The following is a 14,758-nucleotide window of genomic DNA, read 5'->3' as shown; positions in this document are numbered from 1 at the left end:
CATGGGCCGCCGGAAATGCTGGTCCGATCAGCGGCGCGTGTTGAGCGAGATGACGTTGTGCATCGTCTCGTCGGCCGTCGACAGGAACTTCTTGATGCTGCGTGCCGCCTGGCGGATGCGGTGTTCGTTCTCGACGAGTGCCAGACGAACGTAGTCGTCGCCCATCTCGCCGAAGCCGATGCCCGGTGCGACCGCGACGTCGGCCTTTTCGACGAGAAGCTTCGAGAACTCGAGGCTGCCGAGGTGGCGGAACTTTTCCGGGATCTTCGCCCAGGCGAACATGGTGGCGGCCGGCGGCGGCACTTCGAAACCAGCCTTGCCGAAGCTTTCGACCATCACGTCGCGGCGGCGCTTGTAGACGTTGCGGACTTCCGCGATGTCGGAACCGTCACCGTTGAGCGCATGGGTCGCGGCAACCTGGATCGGCGTGAAGGCGCCGTAGTCAAGGTACGACTTGACGCGGGTCAGCGCCGAGATCAGCCGCTCGTTGCCGACCGCAAAGCCGATGCGCCAGCCGGGCATGGAGAAGGTCTTCGACATCGACGTGAATTCGACGGCGATATCCATGGCGCCCGGCACCTCCAGCACGGACGGTGGCGGCTCGCCTTCGAAATAGATTTCCGAATAGGCAAGGTCCGACAGCACGATGATGTCGTGCTTCCTGGCGAAGCTCACCACCTCTTTATAGAAGTCCAGCGAAGCGACATGCGCCGTCGGATTGGACGGGTAGTTGAGGATCAGCGCCAGGGGCTTCGGGATCGAATGCTTCATCGCACGCTCGAGCGGCGGGAAGAAGCTGTCGTCCGGCTCGACATTCATCGAACGGATCACCCCGCCTGCCATCAGGAAGCCGAAGGCATGGATCGGATAGGTCGGGTTCGGGCAGAGGATCACGTCGCCAGGCGCGGTGATCGCCTGCGCCATGTTGGCGAAGCCTTCCTTGGAGCCCAGCGTCGCGACAACCTGGGTATCAGGATTGAGCTTCACGCCGAAACGGCGGGCGTAATAGGCGGCCTGGGCGCGGCGCAGGCCGGGAATGCCCTTGGAGGACGAATAACGGTGGGTGCGCGGATCCTGGACCACTTCGCACAGCTTGTCGACGATCGCCTTCGGGGTCGGAAGGTCGGGATTGCCCATGCCGAGATCGATAATGTCCGCGCCACCCGCTCGCGCGCTGGCCTTCAAACGGTTGACCTGTTCGAAGACGTATGGCGGCAGGCGTCGGACTTTATGAAACTCTTCCATCTTTCTCCCCGTGGAGGGCGCGCAGCGTCGGACGCGACGCGCCGGTGTCGCATGATTGGCGATTTTTTGCTTTGCGACCAAAAGCGCCGAAACGCAAGTGCTAATTGCCGATACCGATCGCCCAGATGACCTGGTTTGTCCGGACTACTTGGCGATATTGGCCAATGCGTCCTTGCCGTGCTCGGCGGCGAGCTTGCGGTATTCGGCGACCCGGCGCTGATATTCGGCTTCCGAGATCGAGCCCGACCTGCGCAGGCGGGCGAGCGACGCAAGGCGCGGCTCGGTCTTGTTGTAATCCTCGTCCTCGATCTGCTCGGCCGCGGCGCGCAGCGTCGGATCGAAGCTCGGATAGACGCCGGTGTTCTGCCTGGCGACGGGGCCTGGCGGCGGCGCGGTCTTGTTCTGGACGATGACGGCCGGCGGTGCGGTGTTTGGAATACCGTCATCCAGAGCAAAGGTGTTGCTGTTGCAGCCGGCCAGCAGAGAGAGCGCGCCAAGACCGATGAAAAGCGGTAAGCTGCCGACCCGATGCCTCAGTTTTTCCATTTCCGTAACCCAGTTTCCGTCATCGGCCAATGCACCTGAAGGCGCCGATCGCTGGCACTTGTATTCGCTTTCAGGCACAATGTACAAACGAAAACAACCAACAAACTGTGGGGAGGCTGCACGTGGCGGAAAAGACCGACGATAAAGGGCAAGCCGGACAGGAATTTCCCGGATTCGACCCCAAATCGGTCGAGGCCTATGTGGTCAAGGACCCGCAGGCGCTCGCCATGAACTTCGCCCGGGCGCTCGAAAATCTCGGCAAGGCGGCATCGGAATGGCTCGGTCCCCGCGAACGCGGCGAGATCGGCGATTCGGTCGCGGACCCGGTGACCGATCTCGTGAAGACCCTTTCCAAGGTCACCGAATACTGGATTTCGGATCCGAAGCGGACGCTCGAGGCGCAGACCCTGCTCTTCTCGAGCTATATCGGCATCTGGACCCGCACTCTCGGCCAATTCTCCGGCCAAGCGGTCCCTCCCGAAGCGGATACCCTGCCGAAAGACAAACGTTTCGCCGACGATGACTGGATGAAGAACCCGTTCTTTGCCCTCCTCCGGCAGCTCTATCTGGTCACCGCCTCCTGGGCGGACAAACTGGTCAACGAAGCCGAAGGGCTCGACGAACACACGCGGCACAAGGCCGCCTTTTACGTGAAGCAGATCACGGCAGCCCTTTCGCCGGTCAATTTCGCTCTCACCAATCCGGAAGTCTACCGCGAGACGGTCGCCAGCAACGGCGCCAACCTGGTGGCCGGCATGAAGATGTTCGCCGAGGACGTCGCTGCCGGAGGCGGTGAACTGAGGCTGCGCCATACCGATACCACCAAGTTCGCGATCGGCCGCAACATTGCGCTGACGCCGGGCAAGGTGATCGCCCAGAGCGAGGTCTGCGAGGTCATCCAGTACGAACCCTCGACGGAAATGGTGCTGAAGCGCCCTCTCCTCATCTGCCCGCCCTGGATCAACAAATTCTACATTCTCGACCTCAACCCGCAAAAGAGCTTCATCAAGTGGTGCGTCGACCAGGGCCATACGGTGTTCGTGATCTCCTGGGTCAATCCGGACGAGCGGCATGCCAAGAAGGACTGGGAATCCTACATGCACGAAGGCATCGACTTCGCGCTGACGACGATTGAGAAGGCCACAGGCGAAAAACAGGTGAACGCGGTCGGTTATTGCGTTGGCGGCACGCTGCTTGCCGCGACCCTTGCCTATCACGCGCAGAAGAAGAACAGCCGCATCGCGTCTGCGACCTTCCTCACCACCCAGGTGGATTTCACCTATGCGGGCGATCTCAAGGTCTTCGTCGATGAGGAGCAGATCTCGGCGATAGAAAAGCAGATGAATGCGGTCGGTTATCTCGACGGTTCTAAGATGGCGACGGCTTTCAACATGCTGCGCGCCTCGGAACTGATCTGGCCCTATGTCGTCAGCAACTACCTGAAGGGCCAGGAGCCGATGCCCTTCGACCTGCTCTACTGGAATTCCGACAGCACCCGCATGGCGGCCGCCAACCACGCCTATTACCTGCGCAACTGCTATCTCGACAACAAGCTGAGCAAGGGCGAAATGAAGCTTGCCGGCAAGACGATCTCGCTGAAGGACATCAAGATCCCGGTCTACAATCTCGCCACCCGGGAAGACCATATCGCGCCGCCGAAATCCGTCTTCCTTGGCTCCTCGCTGTTCGGCGGACCGGTGGATTTCGTGCTGACCGGCTCCGGACATATCGCCGGCGTCGTCAATCCGCCCGACAAACAGAAATACCAGTACTGGACCGGCGGCAAGGCCGAAGGCCCGTACGAGGACTGGATGACGAGTGCCGAAGAGAACAAGGGATCCTGGTGGCCGCACTGGCATGCCTGGATCGAAGCCAGAGACGACAGCCGCGTGCCGGCCCGCAAGCCCGGCGGCAAGGCGCTGAACGCGATTGCCGATGCTCCCGGCACCTATGTGCTCGAGCGCGTCTGATCCTTTCGCCGATGCGTTTCGATCCGCCGCTGGTGCCTGCGACCCTCCTGCAACGCTACAAACGTTTCCTGTTCGACGCCGTGCTGGAGGACGGCACGCCGTTTACCGGGTCCTGCCCCAATACCGGCTCGATGCGCGGGCTGACGACGCCGGGCTCGAAAATCTGGGTGTCGCTGCATGACAGCCCGACCCGCAAATACCGGCACATGTTCGAGATGGTCGAGGTGGACGGCGAGCGCATCGGCATCAATACCGGCCTGCCGAACCGGCTGGCGGAAGAAGCGATCCGCGCCGGGCTGATCCCGAGCCTCGGCGGTTACGAAACCATCCTGCGCGAACAGCGCTACGGCCGCAATTCCCGCATCGACTTCCTGCTTCTGGGCGGTGAATTGCCGAACGCCTATGTGGAGGTCAAGAACGTGCATTTCTGCCGCGAACCCGGATTGGCCGAATTTCCCGATACGGTCACCAAGCGCGGCGCCAAGCACCTGGAGGAACTGGGCGACATGGCGGCGGCTGGTCACCGGGCGGTGATGATCTATCTCATCCAGCGGCTCGACTGCTCGCGTTTCCGGATCTGCGGAGATCTCGACCCGTTCTATGCGGTGGCCTTCGAGCGCGCCAAATCCCGCGGCGTCGAGGCCTATGCCCTCCATTGCCGCGTTTCGCCGGAGGAAATCGCGCCGTCGGGGCTGATCGCCATGGACGAACCGGGCTAACGCTTTTCAGCGGCCCTGTAGACTGCGTCTCGATCTCGCCGGCCGACGGCGATCACCAGTACGACCAGTTGCGTGTCCCGAACCTCATAGACGAGGCGATAGCCGATGGCACGCAGCTTGATCTTGTAACGGTTCTTGGATCCATGAAGCTGGGCGGCAGCGACGCGCGGACTTTCGAGGCGCTCAGTCAATTTCTTCTTGAACTGCTCACGGATATTCGAGTCGAGCTTACGCCATTCCTTCAGCGCAACATCCAGAAACGCGAGCTCATAGCCCATCCAGCGTCACCTTGATGACGGCTTCTCCGGTCCGGCTCTCCGCAAGCGCGTTGAGCTCCAGGTCTTCCAGCCGATCCATCATCGCTTCGTAAGCCTTGGCGGGCACACAATAAAAGGCCGGTTCGTTCCGGTTGAGGATAGCCACAGGAGCCCCGTCTCCTGCTGCGACGGTTCCCATGGGATTGCGCTTCAGTTCGGAAACGCTGGCGGTGACTTCGGCGAGGACGATGCTGACCATAGCGGCTTCCTTCGGGCTGTTATCCGTACTCTATATAGCCCTGTCAAAGGTGCATTAAAAGGCCTTCTGGATAACGTCACGGCCTGTGTCTCTGTAAGAAACCGTCTTGAAATCACCGATCGCCATGGACGAACCGGGCTCTGCTGTTTTATGAACGAAGAGATTGCGAGAGAAGAACCATGGTCAGCTATATCGAGGCGGTTTCCGCCCCCCTGAAGAATACGGGTGCGATCCGCCTCTATAGTGCGGAAGATTTTGCCGGCATGCGCAAGGCCTGCCTGCTGACGGCGCGCTGCCTCGACGAGCTTGCGGCGATCGTGCAGCCCGGCGTCACCACCAATGCGATAGACCGCTTCGTCTTCGAGTTCGGCATGGACCATGGCGCGCTGCCGGCGACGCTGAACTATCGCGGTTATACGAAATCCTCCTGCACCTCGATCAACCACGTCGTCTGCCACGGCATTCCCGACGACAAGCCTTTGCGGGAAGGTGATATCGTCAATATCGACGTCACCTATATCCTCGACGGCTGGCACGGGGACTCGAGCCGCATGTATCCGGTGGGCGGGATCAAGCGCGCCTCCGAACGCCTGCTCGAAGTCACCTATGAATGCCTCATGCGTGGCATCGCGGCAGTGCGTCCCGGCGCCCGCACCGGCGCGATCGGCGAGGCGATCCAGACCTATGCGGAAGCGGAGCGCTGCTCGGTGGTGCGCGATTTCTGCGGCCATGGCGTCGGCCGGCTTTTCCACGACTCGCCGAACATCCTCCATTACGGCCGCGCCGACGAAGGCCCGGAGATGAAGGAAGGGATGATCTTCACGATCGAGCCGATGATCAATCTCGGCAAGCCGCATGTGAAGGTGCTGTCCGACGGCTGGACGGCGGTCACCCGCGACCGGTCGCTGTCGGCGCAATACGAACATGCGATCGGCGTCACGGCCACCGGCTGCGAGATCTTCACCTTGTCGCCGGGAGGCTTCGATCGGCCCGGCCTGCCGCCGCTTTCGAGGTAACGGATGGCAAGCCGCTCCGCTCCTCCCCCGGACGAACAGACCTTCTTCATCGAGGACGAGCGCGGCTTTTTCGCCGAACAGCTGACCAAGCCGAAAGCCATCAAGAAACCCGCCTCGATGGACGACGAAGAACCCGGCGCGCATTACCACGGTCACCGCGAGCGCCTCAAAACCAAGTATCGCGAACATGGCGATACCGGGCTTGCCGACTACGAGATCCTTGAACTCCTGCTGTTCCGGTCGATCCCGCGCCGCGATACGAAACCGCTTGCCAAGGCGCTGATCGCCCGGTTCGGAACCCTTGCCGGCGTCCTGGGAGCGCCGCTCGGATTGCTGCAGGAGGTCAAGGGTGTCGGCGAGGCGGTGGCGCTCGACCTGAAGCTCGTCGCGACCGTCGGTCATCGGATGCTGAAGAGCGAGCTGCGCGGCAAGCAGGTCCTGTCGTCGTGGTCTTCCGTGATCGATTATTGCCACGCGATAATGGCCTACGAGCCCCGCGAACAGTTCCGTATCCTCTTCCTAGACAAGCGCAATGCATTGATCGCCGACGAGGTGCAGGGCCACGGTACCGTCGACCATACGCCGGTCTATCCGCGCGAAGTCGTGCGCCGGGCGCTGGAGCTCTCGGCGACGGCGATCATCCTCGTGCACAACCATCCGAGCGGCGACCCCACCCCTTCCCGCGCCGATATAGACATGACGAAGACGATCGTCGACACCGCGAAACCCCTGGGTATCACGGTGCATGACCACATCATCATCGGCAAGGACGGGCATGTCAGCCTGAAAGGGCTCAGGCTGATCTGAGTTCTCACGGCCTCAGGCGGCGAAACGGCCAAACCCTGCCCTCATACCACCTGCACCATATGGCCTTGCGAAACCTCGCGATACTGGCGCGCCGGCGGCTGGAAACCCATCGGGCGGACCGGGCTCTTCAACTCGTCGTTGGAAATGCCCCGGCGGATGCCGCGGCGGGCCGGATCCGGCACCGGCACGGCGGCCATCAGCTTTTTCGTATAGGGATGCTGCGGGTTGTCGAAGACAGATGCCCGGGGGCCGATCTCGACGATCTCGCCGAGATACATGACCGCCACCCGGTGGCTGACCCGCTCGACGACCGCCATGTCATGGCTGATGAACAGGAAAGCCAGATTGAGGCTCTGCTGCAGGTCCAGCAGCAGGTTGCAGACCTGCGTCTTGATCGACACGTCGAGCGCCGAGACGCTTTCGTCAGCGACGATCACCTTGGGATCGAGCGACAGGGCGCGGGCGATGGCGATGCGCTGTCGCTGGCCACCGGAGAACTCGTGCGGATAGCGGCCAGCCATGTCGGGCGACAGGCCGACCTTGCGCAGGAGGTCGGCGGTCTTCTCTTTCGCTTCCTTCGCGTTGCCGAGCTTGTGCTTGACGAAGGGTTCGGAGATCGCGGCGCCGACCGTCATGCGTGGGTTGAGCGACGAGAACGGATCCTGGAAGATCATCTGGATGGTCTTGCGCATGTTGCGCAGGCCGGTCTGATCGAGGCGCAGGACATCGTAACCGTCGAGCGCCACGTCGCCGCCGGTCGGCTCGATCAGCCGCATGATCGAGCGGCCGGTCGTCGACTTGCCGCAGCCGGATTCACCCACCAGTGACAAGGTCTCGCCCTGAAACAGATCGAAGGAAACGTTCTCGACCGCGTGGACCGCCCCCGTCTGCGTCGCGAAGAGGCCGGAGCGGACCGCGAAGCGGGTAACGAGGTTCCTCACCGCCAGAACCGGGGTCCTGCGGGTATCGACGGTACCGGCGACTTCCTTGGGCTCGGCAGCTTCGCCGGTGGTGATATCGACGACCGGGAAACGGGTCGGCCATTTGCGATCCTGCATCGAGCCGAGCCGCGGCACGGCGGAGAGCAGCGCACGGGTATAGGGATGTTTGCCGCGGTGGAAGATTTCCTCGGTCGGGCCGCTTTCGACCGCTTCGCCGCGATACATGACGATGGTGCGGTCGGCGATTTCGGCAACCACGCCCATGTCATGGGTGATGAAGAGCACCGACATGCCCTCCTCTTCCTGCAGAATCTTGATCAGGTCTAAGATCTGTCCCTGGATGGTGACATCAAGTGCGGTGGTCGGTTCGTCGGCGATCAGAAGCTTCGGCTTCGATGCGAGCGCCATCGCGATCATGACGCGCTGGCGCATCCCGCCGGAGAACTGGTGGGGATAATCGTCGAAACGTGCCCCGGCATTCGGAATGCGGACTTTTTCAAGCAGCCGCACGGTTTCGGCACGCGCTTGCGCTCTCGTCAGTCCCTTGTGGCGGGTCAGCACTTCCGAGATCTGCCGCCCGATCGTGAAGATCGGGTTGAGCGAGGTCATCGGCTCCTGAAAGATCATCGAAGCGTCGTTACCGCGCACGCCGCGCATCTCTTTTTCAGAGATCGAGAGAAGGTCCTTGCCAGAGAGCATGATGCTGCCCTCGATCCTGCTGGTGTTCGCGGCGAGCAGGCGCATGATCGACAGCGACGTGACGCTCTTGCCTGAGCCACTTTCACCGACGATCGCCACCGTTTCGCCCTGACGCACGTCGAAGGAGACGTCGCGGACGACGCTTTTCCATTCGCCATCGACCAGGAAGGATGTCGTCAGGTTCCTGACGGAAAGAACAGGTGTCTCGGTCATCAGGGCTTCCGTCATTGGGGTTTCCACGGGGTGGCAAAGGAGGCCGAGGCGCGGCCTTCCGCCTCGCGGGCGGCTTCCAGCTCGGCGATCTTCTGGTCGATGACCCGGCGGTCGATCATGCCGTGCGGGTTTTCGCGGGTCGGCATGGTTTCGGCGACATGCAGGAAACGCTCCTGCGCCACCGCATAGAGCCGGCGCAGTTCGCCGAGCGGATCGGTGTGGTCGTCGGCATTGATGCGCAGCCAGGGATAATCCTGGTCGCGATAGAGAACGAGTGCCGCGGACTGCCTGCCGCGCTTGTCGCCGCCCGCCGCCTCGCCGGCATCCATGGCGGCGAGCAGGCGTTCGGCGAGCGGTGCGCCCTCGGCCACCTTTTGCTTGTAGACCCGCAGTGTCTCGGCGATCACCTGCGGGCCGGCCAGCATGTTGCCGGCGACCGAGACGTTGCCGTCGATCAGATGGCCGGCCCAGTCGACGCAGATTTCGCCGGTATAGGCGGCATTGCGGCCATTGGCGTCGATCAGATGAAACTGGCGCTGGCGACGGCCGTCATCGCGCGCCGTCAGCACCTCGATGATTTCCTCCGGCGACTTGCCCTCTTCGAGCAGTTTCAAGCCATCCGTGCCGTAGAGGGGGCTGACGAAGGCCTGGGTTGCGATGGCGCCCACCCTGCCCTTGATATGCGGCACCGCAGCGCCGACCGCGAAGAAGCGGCTGGCGACGGAAATTCCGAAATGACCCGTTTCCGGATCGCGTGCGACGATCGACCAGGTCATGGCTTATCTCCCCACCGCATAGGCCTGCATCAGGCGCGGCGTTGCGGCTGCCCGCATCAAGCCGTCCGCATCGCGGCGCGCGGCGGTCAAACGGCCGACACTCCAAGGATCGGCCACCGTGATCTGATGGCCGCGGCTGCGCAGCTCGGCGAGCACGTCGGCACCGATATTGCTCTCCACCATGATGTTTCCCGGCTGGCTGGTACGCGGATAGAAGGAGCCGGGGAAATGCGTCGTGTGGAACAGCGGCATGTCGATCGCCGCCTGCAGGTTCGGCTTGTGGTGGACGTAGCGCAGGAAAAACGGCAGCTGCCACTGGTCCTGCTGGTCGCCACCGGGCGTGCCGAATACCAGCGTCGGACGACCCTGGTGCAGCGCCAGCGACGGGGTGAGCGTCGTGCGCGGCCGCTTGCCCGGTTCGAGCGAGGTCGGCAGGCCGGGCTTCAGCCAGAACATCTGGGCACGGGAGTTCAGCGCGAAACCGAGGCCGGGCACGATCGGCGAGGACTGCAGCCAGCCGCCGGACGGCGTGGTCGAGACCATATTGCCCCAGCGGTCGATGACGTCGATATGCACCGTGTCGCCGCGCTTTTCGGTGAGGTGGGACATGGTCGGCTCATAGACCGCGCCCTTGCCGCTGACTTCCGCCAGCATGCCCATGGTGAGGTCGAACTGGTGGTCGTAGCCAGGCACCCGGCCCGGCCGCAGTTCGAGCGAGGCCTGCCCGCCGATCAGCTTGCGGCGCTCGGCATTATAGCCTTCCGACAACAGGTATTCGGTCGGGATCTGCGCGAAATCCGGGTCGCCGTAATAGACTTCGCGGTCGGCGAAGGCGAGCTTCATGGCTTCCACGACGACATGCACGAAATCAGGACCGGCCGGATCCATCGCCGAGAGATCAAAGCCCTTCAGCAGCGCCAGCGATTGGAGAAGCACCGGCCCCTGCCCCCAGGCCGGCGTCTTGGCGACGGTCCAGTCGTGATAGTCGTAGGTCTGCGGCGCCTCGACAGTCGCATGCCAGTTGGCCATGTCGTCGGCGGTCAGCACACCCTTGTGGCGGGCGCCGCTCGCATCCATGACCTCGGTTGTCGAGACATAACGGTCGATCGCCTCGGCGACGAAACCGCGGTAGAAGGCGTCGCGGGCGGCCTCGATCTGGTTCTCGCGGCCGGTCTTCGCTTCGGCTTCGGCGATGAGGCGCTTCCAGGTATCGGCGAGAACCGGGTTCTTGAAATTGCTCAGCGCCTCGGGAGCCGCGCCGCCCGGCAACCAGGTTGCGTAGGAGGTCGGCCACTCGCTCTCGAAGAAGCTCGCCAGCCCCTTGATGGTGGCGGAAACGCGCGCAAGCATCGGGTGGCCATGCTCGGCATAATAGATCGCCGGCTCGAGCACGTCGCGCACACTCATCGTGCCGTAGTCGCGCAGCATCAGCATCCAGCCGTCGAAGGCGCCGGGAATGACGGTCGCCAGCAGCCCGTCGCCCGGGATCAGCTTCAGGCCTTCCGACGTGTAGTGCTCGATCGTCGCGCCGGCCGGCGCCGGTCCCTGGGCGCAGATGACTTCGACCTTGTCCTTTTTCTTCGAATAGAAGATGGCCGGCATATCGCCGCCCGGGCCGCAGAGGTGCGGCTCGACGATCTGCAGCACGAACCCGGTTGCGACGGCCGCGTCGAAGGCATTGCCGCCCTTTTCGAGGATGGCCATGCCGACGGCAGACGCGATCCAGTGCGTGGAGGTGACGACCCCGAAGGTTCCGAGGATTTCCGGCCGTGTGGTGAATTCGGTCATGGGTATCATTCCTTTCAGATCATGCTTCGCGCGGCCATCATGCTTCCCGGGGATCCAGCGCGTCGCGCAGGCCATCGCCGAGAAGATTGAAACCGATGACGACGAGGAAGATCGCAGCGCCGGGCCACATCGCCATCCAGGGCGCCTGGCTCAAAAAATTCTTGGCAACGTTCAGCATCGAGCCCCAGGAAGGGGCCGGCGGCTGCTGGCCGAGGCCAAGGAAGGAAAGGCTCGCCTCGGCGATGATCGCGGTTGCGATCGTCAGCGTCGCCTGGACGATGATCGGTGCGAAAACGTTCGGCAGGATGTAACGGACCATGATTTCAAAGTGGTTCAGGCCGACTGCACGCGCGCCCTCGACATAGTCCTCAGTCTTGACCGCCAGAACCTGGCCGCGGGTCAGCCGCACGAAGATCGGCATGGCGGAAAGGCCGATGGCGATCATCGCGTTCATCAGGCTCGGGCCGAGGAAGGCGGCAAGCGCGATCGCCATGATCAGGAAGGGCATGGCGAGCAGCGCCTCGGTGATCCGCGAGATCACCATGTCCACCCAGCCGCCGAAATAACCGGAGATGAGGCCGAAAGGCACGCCAATGCCGACTGCGATGACGACCGAGAACACCCCGGCCATCAGCGACGCCTGGGCGCCCCAGATCATGCGGGACAGGATATCGCGGCCGAGATCGTCTGTGCCCAGCCAATACATGGCCGAGGGCGCCTTGCGGATCGCGGTCCAGCTCGTGGCGACCGGATCGATGATCGGCAGGATCGGCGCGCTCACCGCCAGGATGGTGAAGAACAGCACGATGACGGCGCCGACAAGCGCGCTCCGGTTCTTCTTCATCTTGCGCCAGGCGCGGCTCTTTTCGCGCTTCACCGCCGCCACGGGCGGCGCTTGATCGATCGTGGTCATAGGGTGGCCCTCAGACGCGGATTGAGGAGGACATAAAGCACGTCGGCAATCAGGTTCATCAGGATGAAGCCGACGGCCGTGCACAGCACGACACCCTGCACCACCGCATAGTCGCGGTTGAAGACGGCATCGACGATGAGCTTGCCGAAGCCCGGAATGGTGAAGATCTGTTCTGTCAGCACGGCGCCGGCCAGCAGTTCGCCGAACAGCAGCGCCGACAGCGTCACGACGGGCAGAAGCGCATTGCGGAAACTGTGGCTGAGCACGACTTCGCGCGGAGACAGCCCCTTGGCGCGGGCGGTGCGGATATAGTCGGCGCTGAGCACGCCGATCATCGCCGAGCGGGTATGGCGCATCAGCGTCGCCGCCAGCGCATTGCCAAGCACGAAGGCGGGCATGATCATGGTCTGCAGCGAGCGGACCGGATCGACGAAGATCGACTCGTAACCGGAGGCCGGCAGCCAGCCGAGCTGCACCGAGATCAGCAGGATCAGCATGATGCCGAGCCAGAAGTTCGGGATCGACAGGCCGGTCAGCGCCAGCACGTTGGCGATGTAGTCAATGAAGGTGTTCTTCTTGACCGCCGCCAGGATGCCGATCGGTATGCCGATCAGCATGGCGAAGAACATCGCCATGACCGCAAGCTGGATCGTCACCGGCAGCTTCTGGAGGATCAGTTCCAGGACCGGCTGGTTGGTACGCAGCGAAATGCCGAAGTCGCCGGTCAACACGCCGCCAAGCCAGTAGAAATATTGCACCACGACCGGATCGTTCAGCCGGTACTTGTCGCGCAGGAACTCGATGACCGCAGGGTCGCGCTCCTCGCCGGCCATCGCCAGGATCGGATCTCCGGGGAGCAGTTTCTGCAGTGAGAAGACAAAGATGGAGATGATCAGCAAGGTCGGGATGGCGACCAGCAGACGCTTTCCGATGTAGACAGGCATGACGCCGTCCCCCGTTGAGCAGTGTTGCTACAAATTGATGCGGGAAAAGTGCCGCATGGGTCCACTCCCATGCGGCACGGGAGGCTTAACCCTTCTTGACGCCTTGCAGGCGGATCATGCCGTCAGGACTGGGCACGAACCCTGTGACGCTCTTCTTGTAAGCCCAGATCCACGACTGATGGCCGAGATAGATGACCGGCAGGTCTTCGTTGAGGATCACGGAAGCGGCATCGTATTTCTGCTTGCGGACCGCATCGTCGGTCGAGGCGCGTGCTTCGTTGAGCAGCTTGTCGACGTCCGGGTTGCAGTATTTCACGTCGTTGATGCCGCCCTTGCAGGTGATGAACTGATGGATATTGCCGTCAGGATCGACGCGGCCGGACCAGTCGGAGCGGCTGAGCTGGAAGTTACCGCGGGTCTGCTCCTCGAGCAGGGTGGCGAACTCAGTCGACTTCAGGCTGACGTCGAAGCCGGCTTCGGCGACCATCGACTGAAGGATCTGCATCATCTGCTGGGCGACCGGGTTGTTCGGGATCTGCAGCTCGACCGGGACGCGGTCGAAACCGGCGGCCTTGATGAGAGCCTTGGCCTTGGCGACGTCGCGGGCCGGAACCGGGATTGCCTTGTTGAACCACGGGCTGTTTGGCGGGAACGGCTGGTTGCCGCCGACGGCCGTGCCTTCGTAGACGATCTGGTTCATCGCATCGCGGTCGATCGCCAGCGAGAAGGCCTGGCGCAGGCGCTTGTCCTTGCCGAACGGGTTGTCGGCGCGCGGACCGTTGCCGACGTTGGCGTAGAGGGCCATGTAACCGATGTTGACGGTCGCGTCGTATTTCAGGCTCGAGTCGCCCTTGACGGCTGCGACGTCGGTCGGCGCCAGGCGTTCGATGAAGTCGAGGTCGCCGGAACGCAGGTTGGCGAGGCGGACGGTTGTATCCGGGATCGGCAGGTAGGTGACCTTGTCGACGAAGATCTTGTCCTTGTTCCAGTAATCCTTGAATTTTTCGAGCACGATACGGTCCTGCTGGACTCGCTCGACGAACTTGAACGGGCCGGCGCAGACCGGCTTGGAGCCGAAATTGGCGCCGAGCGCCTTGGCGGCGGTCGGCGATACGATCATGCCGGCGCGGTCGGAAAGCTGGGCGAGCAGCGTCACGTCCGGGGACTTCAGCGTGAACTTGACTTCGAGGGGGCCGGTCGCTTCCACCTTTGCGACGGAGGTCAGCTCGCTCTTGCGGCGAGATTCCGGCAGGGTCATGTTGCGTTCGATGGTGGCGACGACGGCTGCGGCGTCGAGCGGGGTGTCGTCATGGAACTTGACGCCCTCGCGGAGCTTCATCGTCAGTTCCTTGCCGTCGGCGGACCATTTCCACTCGGTGGCGAGCTGCGGAACGATCTTGAGGTCGGGCGAAACGTCGACCAGCTTGTCGCACAGGGCGGTATAGACGATACGTCCGACAAAGGTGCGGGACTGGGCCGGATCGAGAACGTCGGCATCGTCCTGCAGGCCGATGCGCAAATCGACCGCAAGCGCCGGAAAGGCGAAAAGCGCGCCGGCCAGCAATGCGGTCGTAAGCTTGGTAAGTCGCATCATGATGAACATTCCTCTCTTGTTTTCAGGTTCCTGTTTTTAGTCTTGGCCGGTTTTCCGGCTTCTGGTGGGGA

Annotated in this window: 14 protein-coding genes; 4 read left to right on the top strand and 10 right to left on the bottom strand. The window is 62.8% G+C overall.

Annotated features, from left to right (window positions below; translation table 11 throughout):
* Positions 1-27: 27 nt before the first annotated feature.
* Together ACSQ8R_RS06735 and ACSQ8R_RS06730 are read right to left on the bottom strand one after the other, a co-directional pair.
* On the bottom strand, positions 28-1,245 hold the full coding sequence (locus ACSQ8R_RS06735) for an LL-diaminopimelate aminotransferase (RefSeq protein ID WP_436252641.1): 1,218 nt from the start codon (positions 1,243-1,245) through the stop codon (positions 28-30).
* A gap of 144 nt (positions 1,246-1,389) precedes the next feature.
* Positions 1,390-1,791 carry a hypothetical protein gene (locus ACSQ8R_RS06730; protein WP_436252640.1) on the bottom strand — a complete coding sequence of 134 codons (402 nt, stop codon included), beginning with the start codon at positions 1,789-1,791 and terminating at the stop codon, positions 1,390-1,392.
* Positions 1,792-1,913: 122 nt separating this feature from the next.
* Here ACSQ8R_RS06730 and ACSQ8R_RS06725 point away from each other — a divergent pair, with 122 nt between their 5' ends.
* Both ACSQ8R_RS06725 and sfsA read left to right on the top strand, forming a co-directional pair.
* Complete coding sequence (locus ACSQ8R_RS06725; protein ID WP_436252639.1) at positions 1,914-3,761, top strand: PHA/PHB synthase family protein; 1,848 nt, start codon at positions 1,914-1,916, stop codon at positions 3,759-3,761.
* 11 nt (positions 3,762-3,772) lie between these two features.
* Complete coding sequence (gene sfsA / locus ACSQ8R_RS06720) at positions 3,773-4,480, top strand: DNA/RNA nuclease SfsA (RefSeq protein ID WP_436252638.1); 708 nt, start codon at positions 3,773-3,775, stop codon at positions 4,478-4,480.
* On the opposite strand, the gene ACSQ8R_RS06715 is transcribed toward sfsA, so the two are convergent.
* Complete coding sequence (locus ACSQ8R_RS06715) at positions 4,477-4,758, bottom strand: type II toxin-antitoxin system RelE family toxin (protein ID WP_436252637.1); 282 nt, start codon at positions 4,756-4,758, stop codon at positions 4,477-4,479. The two genes, sfsA and ACSQ8R_RS06715, sit on opposite strands and share 4 nt — an antisense overlap.
* Entirely contained in the window at positions 4,748-4,996 is a 249-nt protein-coding gene (locus ACSQ8R_RS06710; RefSeq protein WP_436252636.1) for a type II toxin-antitoxin system Phd/YefM family antitoxin, read from the bottom strand. Before ACSQ8R_RS06710 ends, ACSQ8R_RS06715 begins: the two co-directional genes overlap by 11 nt.
* Before the next feature lie 179 nt (positions 4,997-5,175).
* Between ACSQ8R_RS06710 and map the strand changes: the two genes are divergently transcribed.
* A complete protein-coding gene (map, locus tag ACSQ8R_RS06705; RefSeq protein WP_436252635.1) occupies positions 5,176-6,012 on the top strand; it encodes a type I methionyl aminopeptidase in 837 nt (278 codons plus the stop codon).
* A 3-nt stretch (positions 6,013-6,015) separates the two neighbouring features.
* Complete coding sequence (gene radC / locus ACSQ8R_RS06700) at positions 6,016-6,819, top strand: RadC family protein (protein ID WP_436252634.1); 804 nt, start codon at positions 6,016-6,018, stop codon at positions 6,817-6,819.
* Between the two features lie 41 nt (positions 6,820-6,860).
* Here radC and ACSQ8R_RS06695 read toward each other — a convergent pair whose 3' ends face one another.
* From ACSQ8R_RS06695 to ACSQ8R_RS06670, 6 genes are all read right to left on the bottom strand, one after another.
* Entirely contained in the window at positions 6,861-8,672 is a 1,812-nt protein-coding gene (locus ACSQ8R_RS06695; protein WP_436255398.1) for an ABC transporter ATP-binding protein, read from the bottom strand.
* Between the two features lie 11 nt (positions 8,673-8,683).
* On the bottom strand, positions 8,684-9,448 hold the full coding sequence (locus ACSQ8R_RS06690; protein ID WP_436252633.1) for a DUF1028 domain-containing protein: 765 nt from the start codon (positions 9,446-9,448) through the stop codon (positions 8,684-8,686).
* Between the two features lie 3 nt (positions 9,449-9,451).
* Positions 9,452-11,236, bottom strand: coding sequence for a gamma-glutamyltransferase family protein (locus ACSQ8R_RS06685; RefSeq protein WP_436252632.1), 1,785 nt, complete (start codon positions 11,234-11,236; stop codon positions 9,452-9,454).
* A gap of 37 nt (positions 11,237-11,273) precedes the next feature.
* Positions 11,274-12,149 carry an ABC transporter permease gene (locus ACSQ8R_RS06680; RefSeq protein ID WP_436252631.1) on the bottom strand — a complete coding sequence of 292 codons (876 nt, stop codon included), beginning with the start codon at positions 12,147-12,149 and terminating at the stop codon, positions 11,274-11,276.
* Positions 12,146-13,093 (bottom strand): ABC transporter permease, encoded by a 948-nt coding sequence (locus tag ACSQ8R_RS06675; RefSeq protein WP_436252630.1) that lies wholly within the window; start codon positions 13,091-13,093, stop codon positions 12,146-12,148. The genes ACSQ8R_RS06680 and ACSQ8R_RS06675 overlap by 4 nt, the downstream gene beginning before the upstream one ends.
* An 85-nt stretch (positions 13,094-13,178) precedes the next feature.
* The gene (locus ACSQ8R_RS06670; protein WP_436255397.1) at positions 13,179-14,684 is read right to left on the bottom strand and encodes an ABC transporter substrate-binding protein; all 1,506 of its coding nucleotides are present in this window, start codon (positions 14,682-14,684) and stop codon (positions 13,179-13,181) included.
* Between the last annotated feature and the right edge of the window lie 74 nt (positions 14,685-14,758).

This window comes from Neorhizobium sp. LjRoot104 (assembly GCF_964253725.1).
Lineage (GTDB): Bacteria > Pseudomonadota > Alphaproteobacteria > Rhizobiales > Rhizobiaceae > Neorhizobium.
The sequence above is the reverse complement of the archived record's forward strand: the minus strand, read 5'-3'. Positions and strand labels throughout refer to the sequence as shown.

Coding starts and splice junctions, on each gene's coding strand:
- ACSQ8R_RS06735 (WP_436252641.1), bottom strand. CDS start 1,245: ATGGAAGAGTTTCATAAAGTCCGACGCCTGCCGCCATACGTCTTCGAA.
- ACSQ8R_RS06730 (WP_436252640.1), bottom strand. CDS start 1,791: ATGGAAAAACTGAGGCATCGGGTCGGCAGCTTACCGCTTTTCATCGGT.
- sfsA (WP_436252638.1), top strand. CDS start 3,773: ATGCGTTTCGATCCGCCGCTGGTGCCTGCGACCCTCCTGCAACGCTAC.
- ACSQ8R_RS06715 (WP_436252637.1), bottom strand. CDS start 4,758: ATGGGCTATGAGCTCGCGTTTCTGGATGTTGCGCTGAAGGAATGGCGT.
- ACSQ8R_RS06710 (WP_436252636.1), bottom strand. CDS start 4,996: ATGGTCAGCATCGTCCTCGCCGAAGTCACCGCCAGCGTTTCCGAACTG.
- map (WP_436252635.1), top strand. CDS start 5,176: ATGGTCAGCTATATCGAGGCGGTTTCCGCCCCCCTGAAGAATACGGGT.
- radC (WP_436252634.1), top strand. CDS start 6,016: ATGGCAAGCCGCTCCGCTCCTCCCCCGGACGAACAGACCTTCTTCATC.
- ACSQ8R_RS06695 (WP_436255398.1), bottom strand. CDS start 8,672: ATGACCGAGACACCTGTTCTTTCCGTCAGGAACCTGACGACATCCTTC.
- ACSQ8R_RS06690 (WP_436252633.1), bottom strand. CDS start 9,448: ATGACCTGGTCGATCGTCGCACGCGATCCGGAAACGGGTCATTTCGGA.
- ACSQ8R_RS06685 (WP_436252632.1), bottom strand. CDS start 11,236: ATGACCGAATTCACCACACGGCCGGAAATCCTCGGAACCTTCGGGGTC.
- ACSQ8R_RS06680 (WP_436252631.1), bottom strand. CDS start 12,149: ATGACCACGATCGATCAAGCGCCGCCCGTGGCGGCGGTGAAGCGCGAA.
- ACSQ8R_RS06675 (WP_436252630.1), bottom strand. CDS start 13,093: ATGCCTGTCTACATCGGAAAGCGTCTGCTGGTCGCCATCCCGACCTTG.
- ACSQ8R_RS06670 (WP_436255397.1), bottom strand. CDS start 14,684: ATGCGACTTACCAAGCTTACGACCGCATTGCTGGCCGGCGCGCTTTTC.